At 62.5% G+C, this 16,155-nt stretch carries 11 protein-coding genes and 1 pseudogene; 5 read left to right on the top strand and 7 right to left on the bottom strand.

The features are described from left to right. Nucleotides 1–346: 346 nt before the first annotated feature. The gene (locus A9513_RS24540) at nucleotides 347–1,762 is read right to left on the bottom strand and encodes a basic amino acid/polyamine antiporter (protein ID WP_065327821.1); all 1,416 of its coding nucleotides are present in this window, start codon (nucleotides 1,760–1,762) and stop codon (nucleotides 347–349) included. A gap of 121 nt (nucleotides 1,763–1,883) precedes the next feature. Then, nucleotides 1,884–2,648: a dimethylargininase gene (gene ddaH / locus A9513_RS24545; RefSeq protein WP_065327822.1), complete on the bottom strand. Its 765-nt coding sequence runs from the start codon at nucleotides 2,646–2,648 to the stop codon at nucleotides 1,884–1,886. 199 nt (nucleotides 2,649–2,847) lie between these two features. On the opposite strand from ddaH, the gene A9513_RS24550 reads away from it, so the two are divergent. Beyond that, nucleotides 2,848–4,239, top strand: coding sequence for a sigma-54-dependent Fis family transcriptional regulator (locus A9513_RS24550; protein WP_065327823.1), 1,392 nt, complete (start codon nucleotides 2,848–2,850; stop codon nucleotides 4,237–4,239). Nucleotides 4,240–4,938: 699 nt separating this feature from the next. Here A9513_RS24550 and A9513_RS24555 read toward each other — a convergent pair. Both A9513_RS24555 and A9513_RS24560 read right to left on the bottom strand, forming a co-directional pair. Then, nucleotides 4,939–6,714 (bottom strand): acyl-CoA dehydrogenase C-terminal domain-containing protein, encoded by a 1,776-nt coding sequence (locus A9513_RS24555; protein ID WP_065327824.1) that lies wholly within the window; start codon nucleotides 6,712–6,714, stop codon nucleotides 4,939–4,941. A 57-nt stretch (nucleotides 6,715–6,771) separates the two neighbouring features. Beyond that, complete coding sequence (locus A9513_RS24560) at nucleotides 6,772–8,394, bottom strand: acyl-CoA synthetase (RefSeq protein ID WP_024766877.1); 1,623 nt, start codon at nucleotides 8,392–8,394, stop codon at nucleotides 6,772–6,774. 204 nt (nucleotides 8,395–8,598) lie between these two features. On the opposite strand from A9513_RS24560, the gene A9513_RS24565 reads away from it, so the two are divergent. Continuing rightward, a complete protein-coding gene (locus A9513_RS24565) occupies nucleotides 8,599–10,845 on the top strand; it encodes a PAS domain S-box protein (RefSeq protein WP_065327825.1) in 2,247 nt (748 codons plus the stop codon). Continuing rightward, nucleotides 10,842–11,489: a response regulator transcription factor gene (locus A9513_RS24570; protein ID WP_089285708.1), complete on the top strand. Its 648-nt coding sequence runs from the start codon at nucleotides 10,842–10,844 to the stop codon at nucleotides 11,487–11,489. Before A9513_RS24565 ends, A9513_RS24570 begins: the two co-directional genes overlap by 4 nt. 718 nt (nucleotides 11,490–12,207) lie before the next feature. Here the strand turns inward: A9513_RS24570 and A9513_RS24575 are convergent. From A9513_RS24575 to A9513_RS24585, 3 genes and pseudogenes are all read right to left on the bottom strand, one after another. Beyond that, nucleotides 12,208–12,509, bottom strand: a pseudogene (locus A9513_RS24575) (transposase); the annotation flags it as partial. A 16-nt stretch (nucleotides 12,510–12,525) separates the two neighbouring features. After that, entirely contained in the window at nucleotides 12,526–13,275 is a 750-nt protein-coding gene (locus A9513_RS24580; protein WP_065327827.1) for a cation-transporting P-type ATPase, read from the bottom strand. A 196-nt stretch (nucleotides 13,276–13,471) separates the two neighbouring features. Beyond that, on the bottom strand, nucleotides 13,472–14,176 hold the full coding sequence (locus A9513_RS24585) for an MgtC/SapB family protein (RefSeq protein WP_065327828.1): 705 nt from the start codon (nucleotides 14,174–14,176) through the stop codon (nucleotides 13,472–13,474). 639 nt (nucleotides 14,177–14,815) lie between these two features. Between A9513_RS24585 and A9513_RS24590 the strand changes: the two genes are divergently transcribed. Continuing rightward, a complete protein-coding gene (locus A9513_RS24590) occupies nucleotides 14,816–15,586 on the top strand; it encodes an enoyl-CoA hydratase (protein WP_065327829.1) in 771 nt (256 codons plus the stop codon). Nucleotides 15,587–15,641: 55 nt separating this feature from the next. Next, a complete protein-coding gene (locus A9513_RS24595; protein ID WP_065327830.1) occupies nucleotides 15,642–16,070 on the top strand; it encodes a MarR family winged helix-turn-helix transcriptional regulator in 429 nt (142 codons plus the stop codon). The last annotated feature ends 85 nt before the right edge of the window (nucleotides 16,071–16,155 follow it).

Here is a 16,155-nt window from a genome sequence, read left to right on the forward strand (position 1 = left end):
GCGTACCGCCAGGCTGGCGAAACCCAGCAGATAGGTGAGGCCGCACTGCAATCATTGACGGAGCCGGCCCTGGATGCGCCCGACCTGCTGCCTATCAGGTAGCTGCCGACTCAGAGAGCCGGGCGAATTCCCAACGGGGTGCGGGCTGACGCTGGCCAATGGACAGATTGAGACGCTCGCCCTGGACGATGCCGGTCTGGTAGTCAGTCAGCCTGGCGCCGGGAAGCGGAGCTCCAGCCTCGCCAATTGGCACGAGCGACCAATCAATCTCGCCGGGGCATTCAGTGGCACGAGTCGAGCGGTCGTAGTGCGCGCTTCAAAGATGCTGCCGTATACGACCATTAAGCTAGAGACCAAGGCGGCCGCTGCTGACCATCCACAGGGCGATGGCTGCCAAGCCCAGAACCAGCACGCTGGCGATTCGCTCCCCTGCATTGCCGAACCGCGTCAACCCACGCTGGCGGCGGGCGCGGATGAAGAAGCCGAGCCCTGGAGCATAGAGAATCATCGACAGCAGTAGGTACTTCAGGCCGGCGGCATAGATCAGCCATACACCGTAGAAGGTGCCCAGCGCTGCCATTACCAGCAGCAGCGGCCGAGGTTGTCGCAAGACCAGCTTGAGGCAGAACCCGGCGCATAACAGATACGGGATGAGCGCCATCGAGGTGGCCAACTGGATCAGTGCGTTGTAGCCGGAGGCGTTGAAGAATGCCACCAGCAACAGCAGCGATATCAGCGAATTGGTCAGCCAGAGCGCCGGTGCCGGGGTGTCCGCCGCGTTGGTCTTGCCAAACAGCGCCGGAGCAGTGTTTCCCGTGCCGCGGCTGGCCAGGTAGAGCATTTCCACCGCCAGCAGGGTCCAGGCCAGCAGTGCGCCGGCCACCGAGACGATCAGCCCGAGGTTGATCAGGGTGGCGCCCCACGGGCCGACCGCTGCGGCCATTACTTGCGCCATCGATGGGTTTTTCATCTGCGCCAGTTCGTGCTGCGGCACCACTCCGAGCGAGAGGACCGAGACGCAGACCAGCAACAGCAGGGTAATGACGAACCCGATCAGGGTGGCGCGGCTGACGTCGGCCATGCGTTTGGCATGGCTGGCATAGACGGTTGCGCTCTCGATGCCGAGGAACACCCACACGGTGTACAGCATGGTGGTCTCCACCTGGCGGACGATGCTGCCCAGTGCTGGATTGCCCCAGAAGTCGATACGGAATACGTCAACGCGGAAGGCCAGGGCCGCACAGAGGATGAATAGTCCGATGGGCACGATCTTCGCCAGGGTGACGATGGTGTTGGTGAGGGCTGCGTTGTGTACTCCGTGCAACACGAAGGCGTGTACCAGCCAGAGCACTGCCAGTTCGCCGACCAGCGCCTGCCAGGTGGTGCCATCACCGAAGAAGGCGAACAGGCTGAACGATCCCAGCGCACTGAACAGCACCACCAGGTATCCGGCGTTGCCGACCCAGGCGGAGATCCAGTAGCCCCAGGCGGCATTGAAGCCCAGGTACTCGCCGAACCCTTCGCGAGCATAGCCATAGACGCCGTCGTCCAGATCCGGGCGGGTGCTGGACAGCCACTGGAAGATGCGGGTCAGCGTCAGCATCCCGACGAAGGTGATTGCCCAGGCGATGAGGATGGCGCCGGCACCGGCGCCCTCGGCCATGTTCTGCGGCAGGCTGAAGATGCCGCTGCCGATGATGCCGCCCACCACCAGGGCGGTGAGGGCCGGCAGGCCCAGTCTGGTTTGATTCGAGTTGGACATCTTGCGCCTCCGAAACAGCTGTCGATGTCGCGTGGCGACTCTTGCCGACACGCTCACGGCCACGAAGGGAGGGGCCCTCGCAGATATCGACGGGCCGTTTGGCCCGTCGATACGGCGCGGTTCAGAAGCGCAGTGACATGCAGCTGACGCCGCCGTCGATCTTGCGGTACTCGGATGTATCGACTTCGATGACCTGGTAGCCGAGGTCGGCGATCTTCTGCCGGGTCTGTGGATAGCCGGCGGGCATGATCACCCGCTCGTTGACCCAGATGCAGTTGGCCGCGTAGGCCTCTTCCTCGGGGATCGCGATGATATTGAGGTGCTGGAAGTCCGGCTTGCTGATGAATTCGCCGGCGGCCAGCAGGTTGCCGTGTTCCAGGTAGGCCAGGCCGGTCTTCAGGTGCAGGACCTTCTCCAGGCGGACCACCGAGCCGCTGAGGCCATGCTTTTCGAGAATGGCGATCATCTGCCGCGCACCTTCGGCATTGGTCCGCGCCGACTCGCCAATGTAGAAGTGCTCGCCGACCATCATGATGTCGCCCGCTTCCACGGTACCAGGGGCCTCGATGCGTTCGACGCGGCCGGGATAGAAACGCTGGATGGTCTCTTCGATGATCCGCGTCTCGCCGCGCCGGGATTCGGCGCCTGGGCGAGTGATGATGGCGCAGCGTGAGGTGCACAGCACCGGATCCTCGACGAATACCGAGTCGGGAAAACTCTCGTCCGGCGGCAGCAGGGTGATATCCACGTCGCAGGTCTGCAGTGCGCGGATGTAGGCATTGTGCTGCTCCAGGGCGGCAGCGTAGTCCGGTTTGCCGAGGTGGGCGGAGGTCAGCCCGTCGACCAGGGAGCGTGCAGGCGTGCGGGCAATGATGTGCTTGAACATGGTGAATCCTCTTGCGGGTGTACGCCGAGGACGGTGCAAGTCATGCGCCAGTCTGGAAGGCGCCGTGGGCGGCGAAATGGGTGATCGGGCAACGTGTTTCCTGGCGTTCCGTTGACTGGGAGCAGGACCGGCGAATCGTCTTGCGGCGAGATTGAGACAGATGTCGAATAATCGACGCGCTGGAAATCAGGGAGTGGCCATGGGAAGTGTCGAAAAGTCGTCGATTTCCAATCGAAATGAGGAGTTGAACTGGCTCGTGCGCTGCCTGGCGCCGATTTTCGATGGACTGCGACAACCGGTCACGGTCGTCGATCAGTCGGGGCACTACGTCTATTACAACCGGGCGAGTGGTGCGCTGGACGGGTTAGACCCGCAGCAGGTTCTGGGCATGCATGTGCTGCAGAGCGTGCCCTGGCTGAAGCCGGAGCAGAGCACGCTGCTGCGTTGCCTGGCGGAGGGACAGCCCTCCATCGATACCGTGCAGGCCTATGTCGGCGCAGGTGGAGAAATGTTGCAGTACCGTCACCGGGCCATTCCGCTGCATGGCCGCCAGGGCGAGTTGGTCGGCGCGATGGAGGTGGGCGAGGTGGTCGCCGATGCGTTGGTCGCCGACGCAGAGGACGGTCCGGCCATCCTCAGCGTTGCGCCAGGAATGCTGCAGCAATTGCGACGCCTGGAAGTGTTCGCCGTGACCGACCTACCGTTGCTGGTACATGGCGAGACCGGTACCGGCAAGGAACTCTTTGCGCGTCGCGCCCATGCCCTCAGTCCTCGCCGCAATGGCCCGTTGATCAGCCTGAACTGTGCCGCCATCCCGGAAACCCTGCTGGAGAGCACATTGTTCGGCACCACCCGTGGCGCCTTCACGGGGGCCGAGAACCGCAAGGGTATGTTCGCCCTGGCGGAGGGCGGCACGCTGTTTCTCGATGAGATCAACTCGATGCCGCTGGGCATGCAGAGCAAGTTGCTCCGGGTCTTGCAGGACGGCAGCTTCCTTCCCTTGGGCGGTCTCACCGCGCAACGGGCGGATGTTCGCCTGATCGCCGCAAGCAACCAGGCACCGCGGCAGGCGATTGCCGAGGGGCGCCTGCGTGAGGATCTCTACTACCGGCTGAACGTTGCCTGCCTGAGCATTCCGCCTTTGCGTGATCGCCCCGGAGATGTCGAACTTCTGGCCCGACTCTTCGTGCGGCGTGATGCACCAAACCTCAATCCGAAGGTCACCAGCCTGGGCGCCACCGCTTTGGCATGCTTGCAGGCCTGCGCCTGGCCGGGCAATGTGCGTCAGCTGGAGAATGTCATTCGCCGCAGCCTGCTGCTGCACGACCAGGATGGTGCTGAGCTCGACGAGATCATCTTCGCCGACGATGAGGTCGATCATCCTGCTGTGCCCGCTTGTGAGCCTTGCCCGTCCGGCAGCGGAAGCTTGCGCGAACGGCTGGCGGAGCAGGAGTGCAACCTGATTGCTAAGGCTCTACGCGACGTACGCGGCAATCTTTCTCTGGCTGCCGAGCGCTTAGGAGTTCCCCGAACGACACTCTTGGGGCGGATGCGTCGCTTAGGCCTGCAGGCCTCTCGAGAACATTTATAGAGCCGCCTTGCAGTCCAATGCCACGGGCTTGGCGACCATCGCTCATCTCGCGCGCCGGCTGCTCTGCCGCATTCAAAATCGGTGACTATGGCTACTCCAGATGCGGATCGGAAACTCGCCTGGAGCGGTGATTCGCAAAGGCCGGCTTGATATTTATCTCTGGCTGATTGCTGCCGTTGTTGCGTAGCCGATTCAACGAGAGCATTTGCGCGAATACTTGATTTTCTGTCGGAGCGACGAGCAACCAGAATCCCTGATCGACATTGGGGATTCAGCTTCGGTCTGCCTCTGTCCATCGAGCCGCCTGACCACGGCTATACGAACGAAGTCACCAGTCGATTCCTTGAGCCCTTCAAGGCCAAGATCGAGCATGACCGAAATCGGGCCCTTACCCGGCATCGATACGCTCATTACAGCAAGGTGCGGTGTGTCTGAGCGAGGACGAAAATCGCTACCTGTGCTCCGAGGAGTCGCTGAATTTGCTCGTGAAGGGTATTCGGGGGCTTTCCAATCATGTGACCAAGTTGAGCTTGCGCACCATGAGATGGCCACCGCCCCATTCCGGACGCCAGCATTGCTGACCCACAGATACTGAACCGATACGGCGCGTGAAGCCTGTCTGCATCGCCCGATAAGCCTGCCATCAAAAAAGCGTGGCCAACATTGGCGACTGGCCACGCAATCACGCTCAACTGAAATTCAGAAGTGCTCGGCGCGCAGCTCGAACAGGCTATCGCTGCCCGCGCGTATGGATCCGGCGAGAGACTCGATGCGCGGTAGCAAGCGGGCGAAGTAGAAACGCGCGGTGGCCAGCTTGCCGCTGTGGAATCCGTCGCCCTGGCCCAGGCTGGCCTGCGCCATGCGAGCCCAGAGGTAGGCGTAGGCGGTGTAGCCGAACAGGTGCAGGTATTCCACCGAGGCCGCGCCGATCTCCTGCGGCTGGCTGGCGGCGCGCTCGCGCAACTGGCGAGTGACGGACTCCAGCAGGTCCAGGGCATCCAGTAGCGGGGCGGTGAAGGAGCCCATGGCGGCGCCGTCGGCGGCATCGGCGAAAGCGCGGATCTCTCCGGCGAACAGCGCCAGTGCCTGGCCGCCATCGGCAAGCACCTTGCGGCCCAGCAGGTCGAGTGCCTGGATGCCGTTGGTGCCTTCGTAGATCTGCGCGATGCGCACATCGCGCACCAGTTGCTCTTGGCCCCACTCGCGGATGAAGCCGTGGCCGCCGAACACCTGCTGGCCATGGATGCAGCTTTCCAGTCCGGTGTCGGTGAAGAAGGCCTTGGCGACAGGAGTCAGCAGCGCCACCAGTGACTGGGCCGACTCGCGTTCGGCAGCGTCTTCGGCATACTTGGCAACGTCCAGCTGCTGGCCGACATAGGTGGAGAAGGCGCGGCCACCTTCGGTCAGGGCCTTCATGGTCAGCAGCATGCGGCGCACATCGGGGTGCACGATGATCGGGTCGGCGGCCTTGTCTTTCGCCACCGGGCCGGTGGCGGCGCGGCTTTGCAGACGTTCGCGGGCGTAGGCGACGGCGCTCTGGTAGGACATCTCGGCGCAGCCGATACCCTGGATGCCGATGGACAGGCGCTCGTAGTTCATCATGGTGAACATCGCTGCCAGCCCCTTGTTCAGCTCGCCGACCAGCCAACCGGTGGCGCCATCGAAGTTCATCACGCAGGTCGCCGAGGCCTTGATGCCCATCTTGTGCTCGATCGAACCGCAGGAGACCGCGTTGCGCGCGCCCAGCGAGCCATCGGCCTGCACCAGGAACTTGGGCACCAGAAACAGCGAGATGCCCCGCGAGCCCGCCGGGGCATCGGGCAGCTTGGCCAGCACCAGGTGGATGATGTTGTCGGTGAGGTCCTGCTCGCCGCCGGTGATGAAGATCTTGGTGCCGCTGACAAGATAGCTGCCGTCGGCCTGTGGTTCGGCGCGGGTGCGGATCAGCCCCAGGTCGGTGCCGGCATGGGGTTCGGTCAGGCACATGGAGCCGGCCCATTCGCCAGCGTACATATTCGGCAGGTAGGTATTCTTGAGGGCTTCGTTGGCGTGGGCATCCAGCGCCAGGCAGGCGCCGGCGGAGAGGGTGGAGTAGAGGCTGAAGCTGGCGTTGGCACCGTACATCATTTCCTCGAACTGCACCGAGAGCATTTTCGGCATGCCCATGCCGCCGTATTCGGGGTTGCCCGCCAGCCCGACCCAGCCACCTTCGGCGTAGGTCGCGTAGGCCTCGCGGAAGCCGGTGGGCGTGCACACGTTGCCGTCGGCGAACTGCGCCCCTTCTTCGTCACCACTGCGGTTGAGCGGAGCGAGCAGGCCGCTGGTGATCTTCGCAGCCTCCTCGAGGATGGCGTCGGCGGTGTCGGCGTCGATACGTTCAGCCAGCGCCGGCAGGCGTGCCCAGAGAGCTGGGGCATCGAACACGTCATTGAGCAGGAAGCGCATGTCGCGCAGGGGAGCGTTGTACTCAGGCATGGCGGACTCCAGCGCTCCCCGCAGCGGGGAGCGCACGATGGCAGGCGAAAGGTCGGGTCAGAGGGCGTTGGCCCAGTCGCGCAGGACGAACTTCTGGATCTTCCCGGTCGAGGTCTTGGGCAGGTCGGTGAAGACCACGGTGCGCGGCACCTTGAAGCCGGCCAGGTGCTCGCGGCAGAAGCTCATGATGTCCTGCGGCTCGACCGCCGCGTGCTCGGCCTTGAGGGTGATGAAGGCGCAGGGCGTCTCGCCCCAGCGTTCGTCGGCACGGGCCACCACGGCGGCTTCCATCACGGCCGGGTGGCGGTAGAGTACGCCCTCGACCTCGATGGTGGAGATGTTCTCGCCGCCGGAAATGATGATGTCCTTGAGGCGGTCGCGAATCTCCACGTAGCCGTCCGGGTGCCAGACCGCCAGGTCGCCGGTATGGAACCAGCCACCGGCGAAGGATTCCTCGGTGGCAGTAGGGTTCTTTAGGTAGCCCTTCATCACGGTGTTGCCGCGCATGAAAATCTCGCCGATGGTCAGGCCGTCGCGCGGCACCGGCTCCAGGGTCTTGGGATCGGCGACCATCACGCCTTCCAGGGTCGGGTAGCGCACGCCCTGGCGCGACTTGATGCGGGCGCGTTCGTCCAGCGACAGCTCGTCCCATTCCTCATGCCAGGCGCAGACGGTCACCGGGCCGTAGACCTCGGTCAGGCCGTAGACGTGGGTGACCTTGATGCCCATTTCCTCCACCGCGCCGATCACCTTGGCCGGCGGAGCCGCACCGGCGACCATGGCGTGCACCGGGTGGTCGATGGCGGCCTTGGCCGACGCGGGCATGTTGATCAGCGCATTGAGCACGATGGGTGCGCCGCACAGATGGGTGACCTGGTGTTCGCGGATCAGGGTAAGGATCTTCTGCGGATCGACCCGGCGCAGGCACACGTGGGTGCCGGCCAGCGCTGTAACGGTCCACGGATAGCACCAGCCGTTGCAGTGGAACATCGGCAGGGTCCAGAGGTAGACCGGATGCTGGCCCATGGACCAGGTCATCTGGTTGCCCAGCGAGTTCAGGTAGGCGCCACGGTGGTGGTAGACCACGCCTTTGGGGTTGCCGGTGGTGCCGGAGGTGTAGTTGAGGGAGATGGCGTCCCATTCGTCCTGCGGCCACTGCCAGGCGAATTCCGGGTCGCCCTCGGCAAGCAGCGCCTCATAGTCCAGCGGGCTGACGGCATAACCTTCGCCGTACTCGGGGTCGTCCACGTCCACCACCAGGGGCGGATGATCGAGCATGCCCAAGGCTGAGTGGATGACGTCGCTGAACTCGCGGTCAGTGATCAGCACTTTGGCTTCGCCGTGCTGCAGCATGAAGGCGATGGCCTCGGCGTCCAGGCGCACGTTGAGGGTATTGAGGACCGCGCCGATCATCGGCACGCCGAAGTGCGCCTCGACCATCTGCGGCGTGTTGGGCAGCATCACCGCCACCGTATCGCCACGGCCTATGCCACGGGCGGCGAGGGCGGAGGCCAGGCGGCGGCAGCGCTGGTAGGTTTCCTTCCAGGTGCGGCGCAGGCTGCCATGGATGATGGCGGTACGCTCGGGGTAAACGTGGGCGGTACGTTCGATGAAGCTCAGCGGCGACAGCGCGATGTGGTTGACGGCCGCGCGCGGCAAGCCATGTTCGAAGATCGACATGTGGACACCCTGTGGCTGATTGTTAGCTCATTGTTCTGTTATGACCCGTGGAGCGTCTGGCAGCAGCCGGGTCGTGACCGGTGCGGCAAGCTGTCGCCCGGTCATTGCGGCGTTTTATAGCAATGTCGAATTGGATATGGAAGTTAAACCTATGGTGTATGGTATAAATACTATATTCATTCAAAGCGCCTTCGAGCCACTTTCATGTCTGAGTTGAATACCCTGGTGCGCCTGGTGCGCGAGCAGGCACCGGTCGCCTTGCAGACCGACGCTCTGCAGCGGCTCTGTCTCGAGCGCGACGGCGTGGAGCGCGCCCTCTACGTCGAATGGCAACCGCGCAGCCAGAGCTTCGAGGCCCTTGCCGGCGCATCACGCTTGCCGCCGGGCAGTGGTGACCCGTTGCAGGCCAATGACCTGGCGCTGCTCGGGGGGCTGGGCAAGCTTGCACGCTTGCCTCTCGGAGAACTTCTCGATGTGCCGTGCTGGCTCAGCGGCCGCCTGCGACGCGCCGGCTGGAGCCAGGGGCTGGCGCTGGTGCTGCCGTTGCGAGACGCGGTGCCGGGGCTGCTGCTGGTGGAAAGCTCCGGGGCGGACGCCGAGCACTGGCTCGGCTGGATGGGTGAACTGCTCGGCGAAGTGCTTGCCCTCGCTCATCAGGCGCGCCGCACTGCGCCGTTACTCAGCGCCGATCCACAACCGGCGCTGGTGCTGGACGAGGCAGACGTGCTGGTGGACTGCAACCAGGCCCTGCGTCAGTTGCTCGTGGATCTGCCCGGCAGCGAGCCCCGCGACCTGCTACCCAGCAACCACGCGCAATTGCTGCGCACCTGCCTGGAACAGGGGAGGGCGGTGCACGAGGTCACCGGTGAGCGTGAAGGCCGGCAGTTTCTCTGGACCTTCGTACCGATGCCTGGTGAGCGGCAGGTGCTGGTCCACGGTCGCGAGGCTACCGCGTCGCTGCGGGACCAGCGTGAGGCGGCGAGAGCCAGCCGGCTGTACCGGCAGATCATCGAGAACACCACCGACCTGATTTCCCGCCGCACCCTCGCCGGCCGGCTGCTCGACGTCTCGCCGGCCTCCTGGACGTTGCTCGGCTACTGGCCGGAAGCGCTGCGCGGCAAGGAACTGCTGCCGCTGCTGCACGAACAGGATCGCCAACGGGTCGCCGAGCGTACGCGTGACGCGCTTGTGCAGGACGGCTACGTGACCCTGACCTATCGCCTGCGCCACCGCGACGGCCACTACCTGTGGTTCGAGACCGCCAGCCGCGCCATTCGCGAAACCTATACCGGCCATGTGATGGAAGTGGTCAGCGTGTCCCGCGACATCACCGCACGGGTTCAGGCCGAGGAAGGTTTGCGGCGCCTGGCCGAAGTTGTCGAGGCCAATACTGACCTGGTGCTGTTCGTCGATCCGGGAGGCCGCGTCACGTACCTCAACCCCTCGGCGTGCCGTGCTCTGCGGCTAGAAGGCGAGGCGCTGCCAGCGTCCGTTGCGCAAGTGCTGGACGATGGCCTGCTGGACCAGTTGGAACGAGAAGGCTGGGAGCGCGCGCGGCGCAGCGGCGTCTGGAGCGCCGAAGGACGCCTGCGCGGACGCGATGGCGCGCCGTTGTCGCTGGTCCTGCTGGCGCACAACGCGGCAGGCGGCGAGTGTTACTACTCGCTGGTGGCCCGTGACATGACCGAACGCGAACTGCGCGAGAACCAGCAACGCCGGCATCAGGACGAACTGGCGCATACCGCGCGCCTGGTGACCCTGGGCGAACTGGCTTCGGGAATTGCCCATGAGATGAACCAACCGCTGGCCGCTGTGATGAACTACGCCAGCGCCAGCCAGCGCTACCTGAAATCCCTCGACAGCCAACCGGATGCTGCTCAGCGTGTGGCCCAGGGGTTGGCACAGATCGTCGAGCACACCGCCCACGCCTCCGAAGTGATCCGTCGCCTGCGGGCCTTCCTGCGCAAGGGGCAGCGGCGGATGCAGGCGCTGGACCTGAACCAGGTGGCGCGTGCTGCGTTGGGCTTGTGCGCCTGGGAAGCGGCCGGTGCGGAGGTGGCCATCTGCGAGGCCTTCACGGACAATCTGGCGCCCGTCTACGCCGACCGCGTGTTGCTGGAACAGGTATTCCTCAACCTGTTGCGCAACGCCGTCGAGGCCAACCGCGAGCGCCACGCCGGCGAGCCCTCGAATGTGCGCATCGGCAGCTGTCGCGACAGTGACGGGCAGCTCTGCGTCTGGGTAGATGACGAAGGGCCCGGGGCTAGCCCGGCGGCGCTGGAGCAGATGTTCACGCCGTTCTTCACCAGCAAGCCCGAAGGCCTGGGGTTGGGCCTGTCCATGAGTCGCGGCATCGTCGAAGGCTTCGGCGGCACGCTGGAGGCCGTGGCGGCGCCTTCCGGCGGTCTGCGCCTGGAATGCCGGCTGCCGGCAGGGAAAACCGAACAATGACGGAGACAGTGATGGAAACGGCGGTGGTGTATGTGGTGGACGACGACCAGCGGATGCTCGACTCGACAGTCTGGTTGCTGGAGTCGGTCGGTCTGAAGGTGCGGCCATTCACCAGCGGCCGCGAGTTCCTCGACGCCTGCCCGAACGATGCTCACGCCTGTGTGCTGCTCGACGTGCGCATGCCCGGGCTTGGTGGGCTGGCGGTACAGGAAGAAATGCGCCGACGCGGCCTGGAACTGCCGGTGATCTTCGTCAGCGGCCATGCCGACGTCCCAATCGTCATCCGGGCCTTCAAGGCCGGCGCGGTGGATTTCATCGAGAAGCCTTACAACGAGCAATTGCTGCTGGACAGCGTGCAGCAGGCGCTCAGCTCCGGCGAACGCCTGCATGCGTCGCGCTCAGGCCTGGGCGAACTGGAGGTGCGTCTGGCGGCCCTGACGCCTCGCGAGCGTGACGTGTTCCTGCCGCTGGTACGCGGCTACACCAGCCGCGAAGTCGCCGAGCAACTGGAGATCAGCGTGAAGACTGTCGACCTGTATCGCGCACGGGTGATGAAGCGCATGCAGGCTGCAACACTGTCAGACCTGGTGGGCATGGCCATCGCGGCTGGGTTGGTGGACCCGCTCCGGCTTCGCCACAGCTAGCGCGCTTTCCCGGGGTACGTTTTTCCATCCATGGATCAAGCATCCAGCCCCAACGCATGACACCGGCAGGGGGCGAGCTGATCTGGCTGCAAGTCCTTGTGTTCGAGGTGTGATTTGAGGGGGCCGCTTCTGGCCGATTGAATCCACAGCCGATTTCTGCCCGTGACGTGGGGCAGCTACCGACCCAAAGCGGATATTTTCGAAAACAGCGTTTAGACATCGCGAGTAGTGTTAAATCCTGCCGTGTGATCAAGACAGAACCAGGGAGTGTTCAATGCTTCATCAAGTTCGGGCCATCTGCCACAAAGCAGGCTTTTCCAAAGGCCCCTGCGCCTGGCTTGCTATCGATGAGGTACCAATCGAGCAATGGATGGCGTGCCATATCGATGACCCAGAGGTCTCGCAGCTCGGATTGTCGCTAATGTGGTTACTGGACGAAGAGGAGGACGCCCTCGCTGAGCGCCGTTTTGCCCCGGGCGAGGATGGCACATCCACCTTAGTACCGCTGCTGGTATGCAGCGACGACATGGATTTTAATTGCACTGTACTGATGACAGAACAGGTCATCGATGGAGGAGAAGTTCACTGGCGCCGCTTTGGCTGGAGCGCGTCGGGCGGTTTGGAGGTAGGGGTATCAACATACTGGATCGCCGACAGCAAGCCAGTAAGTTTTGCTTTGAGCGACTTCACCAATGCATTAAGCGAGCTGAAAAAAATGGTTCATGAAGCGGTACTTCACTCGGGCTCCCTGGCAAAGTACCGCGCGGCTTTTTTTAAGATGTCCCGCTCTTCTTCAAGGCGACGCATCTGGGCCCTCAGCCGCAGGATTTCGCTCTTGGCTTCCAACAGTTCGCTGGCCTGCTTCTCCGACTTGTCGGGGGTGACAGCCTTTACCCATTTGTAGAGGCTGTGAGTAGAGACGCCGAGGCGTGAGGCGATTTCCGCGACTGAGTATCCGCGCTCAATGACCTGCCTGACGGCTTCGGCCTTGAATTCCGGGGTGAATCGCTGGGTGCTCATAGACTTCCTCCTATGCTCAAAGCGTAGGCCGGGGATGTCTATCGTACCGGGGGTAGTCCAAGCGTAGGCCGGGGATGTCTATCGTACCGGGGGTAGTCCATTCACCAGTGATCGCTGCCTGGCTGACGAACAGATCCTTCGCCGCTAATACTCGAAGATCAGCAGGGATCATATCCCCGGCTGACAAGAGAACCACATCACCAGGAACGAGGTCGCGAAAGGGGATCTCGATGGAGCCACGCCGATCGACGTTGGGCGCGCCAGGCCGCAAAACGCTTGCGGTGTTGCTCACTAACGCTTTCAGCCGTTCCGCAGCCCGGTTTGACCGTGCCTCCTGGACAAAGCGAAGCAGTGTTGAGATCAGCACCATACTGCCGATAACAGTTGCCGCCTTAATGTCATCAGTTAGCCAGGAAACCAGCGACAGTAAGCTAAGAAGCAAATTGAAAGGATTCCGGTAGCACAACCACAGATGCAGCGCTGAAGAAATAGGTTTTTCCTGATCCACTAAGTTTGGCCCGACTTGAACGAGCCGCTCTGCAGCGAGGTGGGCATCGAGGCCGCCCGGCGTACTTTCGAAGCGCCGGTACAAGGCTGCGTCGTCCAGTTCCGCGGCACTGGCTAGCTGGCGAACAAATTCCGGCGGGAGGTTGCCACGGGCGTTGCCATTTCGGAGCAGTTCAAGAACCGCCTGGCGGCGGAAGTTACGGCTGAGGCCGTGATCGAAGAATGCCAGCAGGCGCCGGCCGAAGTTTTTAATACGCATAAAGCGCTCCTGGGTGGCCGCATTGAAGCGACCACCACGAAAGTTTGCGGAGCGCAGTGATGCGCCGCCGGTCGTGCCGGGCAGCGGCGCGAGGAAACCTCGTTAGCCGCCGTCCGGCTTGAGTCTGGGTGAAGCTGGACTAGGGTCGGGGTTCATGGGAGGACTCCAAAATCTCCTGTTCAGTGGAAGGGATGGCTCAGTCGGTGGCCAGATCGAAAACTTGCCAGCGCACAGAACTGACGCCTTTTTCAAGGCTGATGCGGCTGACTAAACGCTCTAGCTGAGAAGTAGCGTCCTGATCGCCGAGGAGTTCGGCGCGGACTTCCAATTTGGTCGGGTTCATCTGGTCTTCGCTGTGCAGCGATTGCAGGCGCAGGCTCGCACTGTCGATGCTGTGAAGCATCAGGCTACGCACCTGGATCTCATCTTCGGCACGGCAGACTATTTCAACCCCGTAGCGCAGCTCGACCTCACTGGCCGGCACCACCTCTTGGTGATTCAGGCGATGAGCGATGTCCCTGAGAAGGATATTTGCGCAAAGAACTACGAGACTTCCGAGGGCGGCCTCTAGAAGAAGGCCCATGCTGCAGAGCACTCCGATTGCTGCAGTGCACCAGAGAGTGGCGGCTGTGTTCAGGCCCCGTACGTTAAGGCCGTCTCGCATGATTACACCGCCCCCCAGGAAACCGATCCCGGATACCACATAAGCGGCGATGCGAGAGGCATCAGAAGCCAGCCCGGGAACGCTTTGCGTCATCAGTACAAATAGGCAGGCACCAGTACTCACCAGAGCGTTGGTACGCAGACCAGTAAGGCGCTGACGTAGTTGGCGCTCAGCGCCAATCACGGCGCCGAGAATGAGAGCTGCCGCGACGCGCAGCAGAAAGACTTTCCAATCCATGATTTTCCTCGTTCGCGGCCAAGAGCCGCCATGGGCGCCATAAAAAAGCGCAGCAAGGGTCGATGGATTGCGAGGGTCGACGACCTCCTCCGTGCGTCAAAGACCACGGTGGGGGCGTTGAGGAAATGAGGAAACGTCAACCTGATTGGTAGACGGATCACCACTGTCCGCTATGTTCAGCGAGACAGTGGCAGGGAGTGCTGCCGGACGTGTTCGCTGTTCAGACCTGTCGCAATCGACTAGGGCAACTGTCCAAGGCAGGACTCCTATGAAGGTTGAAAACGCGGCGAAAGGTACGCTCGCTCTCCCGCTCCGTCAACCCTGTGAGCTGGGTTCGGGTGAATTCAGTGTAGGTGTCCAGGATTACCAAATTCTTAAGGCGGGGCGGCCCCCCATTACCCCAGCGGAAAGCCAGAAAATGACTCGCACAAGCTGGCGGCGCCCTTGCTAATTGCCGGCGGTTCAAGCCTTGGAATGTCTAACCAAACCAGCCAGGGGTTGATATTTCGCATGCGAAGTAGTTACATGCTTCGCGTGCGAAGTAATTTTCTGCGCCACAGTCCGATGTGAACGCCGGCTCGAAATCCAGAGGCGCTTCGCGTCGCCAATTGACTGAACTCCCTTTAGGAGACTCTAGCCGTGATATCCGAAGTCAAAACCGATCTGTCCGAAGGTGTGCTTACCGTTACGCTGTCCAGGCAGGCCAAGAAGAATGCCCTTACGAACGAGATGTACGCAGCTCTGGCCGACGCCATCCAGCGTGCCGACACCGACCAGGACGTACGGGTTCTGCTAATCCGGGCTGAAGGGGAAATGTTCACCTCTGGCAACGACATCGGTGAGTTTGCGGCGCAGTCCGCTGGCGCGGATTCTGAAGAGCGTCATGTCACGCGTTTTCTTGCTGCCTTGGCCAGCACCAGTGTTCCAATTGTTGCTGCCGTTCAGGGTAAAGCGGTGGGGGTGGGGACTACCATGCTGCTGCACTGCGACTATATCCTGCTTGCTGACGATGCCGAGCTGATGACACCGTTTGTCAATCTCGCCTTGGTGCCCGAGGCCGCATCGAGCTACCTCCTTCCCCTGCGAATCGGGCATACCAGGGCGTTCGAGATGTTCTCGCTAGGCGAGCCAGTAAATGCCAGCAGCGCCTTGGCTTGGGGCATCGCGAATAAAGTTGTGCCTGTCGCGGCCCTGCAGACTGAAGCCAAGCGTTTGGCTGCGAAAATTGCAGCCAAGCCGGTAGGGTCGTTGACGGCAATGAAAAGTCTAATGCGGGAATCGGAACGGATGCTTGCGCAAATGGATCTGGAGACGGACGTATTTGTGAAGCGCCTGCAGAGTGCAGAGGCCCGTGAAGTATTTGCGGCTTTCGCGCAGAAGCGTCAGCCCGACTTTTCCAAGATTAGATGACAAAAGTGTCCGGCAGCGGTTTACCGCTGCCGGGTATCGTTCAAGGAATTAGGACATGAAGCACCGGCTCGTATATCTCTTGAACTCAGGGCAGCGGAGGCTGCAACGGTGGACCCAGGCGCGAACCCTTGAGGGGGGCGTAACCTCGGCGCAGTCAGGCCTGCTGTTCTTTTTGGAAAAGAACGATGGGGCACTCATGAGTGCGGCCGCTGCTGCCCTGGATTTAGGTGCTCCTGGGATGAGCGGCCTCGCAGACAGGATGCAGAACCTGGATCTTATTGAACGCCGCCGAGACGAGGAGGATGGACGGGCCTGGCGCCTCTGGCTGACCGATGACGGTCGTGTAGCGGCCGAGCACTCGAAAGAAAGTCTCAAGGAAATCAACACCAAGCTGACCGAAGGATTCAGCGAAGAAGAAATTGATGTTGTTGCACGATGGCTTTCTTCACTGCGGGAGAGGTTCCCCCTGATAGATGAAGCGTAACGCCAGTCTCTGACAGGGCCGATCGAAGTAGCCCCTCGTTCAGTTTGGACGTGCCAATTTAAGCCGCCTATTGAGCCATCTGCGC

Source organism: Pseudomonas sp. AU12215 (genome assembly GCF_001675465.2).
Lineage (GTDB): Bacteria > Pseudomonadota > Gammaproteobacteria > Pseudomonadales > Pseudomonadaceae > Pseudomonas > Pseudomonas nitroreducens.

Excerpts from the sequence above, each read along its gene's own strand:
- A9513_RS24540 (WP_065327821.1), bottom strand. The coding sequence starts at position 1,762 with ATGTCCAACTCGAATCAAACCAGACTGGGCCTGCCGGCCCTCACCGCC.
- ddaH (WP_065327822.1), bottom strand. The coding sequence starts at position 2,648 with ATGTTCAAGCACATCATTGCCCGCACGCCTGCACGCTCCCTGGTCGAC.
- A9513_RS24550 (WP_065327823.1), top strand. The coding sequence starts at position 2,848 with ATGGGAAGTGTCGAAAAGTCGTCGATTTCCAATCGAAATGAGGAGTTG.
- A9513_RS24555 (WP_065327824.1), bottom strand. The coding sequence starts at position 6,714 with ATGCCTGAGTACAACGCTCCCCTGCGCGACATGCGCTTCCTGCTCAAT.
- A9513_RS24560 (WP_024766877.1), bottom strand. The coding sequence starts at position 8,394 with ATGTCGATCTTCGAACATGGCTTGCCGCGCGCGGCCGTCAACCACATC.
- A9513_RS24565 (WP_065327825.1), top strand. The coding sequence starts at position 8,599 with ATGTCTGAGTTGAATACCCTGGTGCGCCTGGTGCGCGAGCAGGCACCG.
- A9513_RS24570 (WP_089285708.1), top strand. The coding sequence starts at position 10,842 with ATGACGGAGACAGTGATGGAAACGGCGGTGGTGTATGTGGTGGACGAC.
- A9513_RS24580 (WP_065327827.1), bottom strand. The coding sequence starts at position 13,275 with ATGCGTATTAAAAACTTCGGCCGGCGCCTGCTGGCATTCTTCGATCAC.
- A9513_RS24585 (WP_065327828.1), bottom strand. The coding sequence starts at position 14,176 with ATGGATTGGAAAGTCTTTCTGCTGCGCGTCGCGGCAGCTCTCATTCTC.
- A9513_RS24595 (WP_065327830.1), top strand. The coding sequence starts at position 15,642 with ATGAAGCACCGGCTCGTATATCTCTTGAACTCAGGGCAGCGGAGGCTG.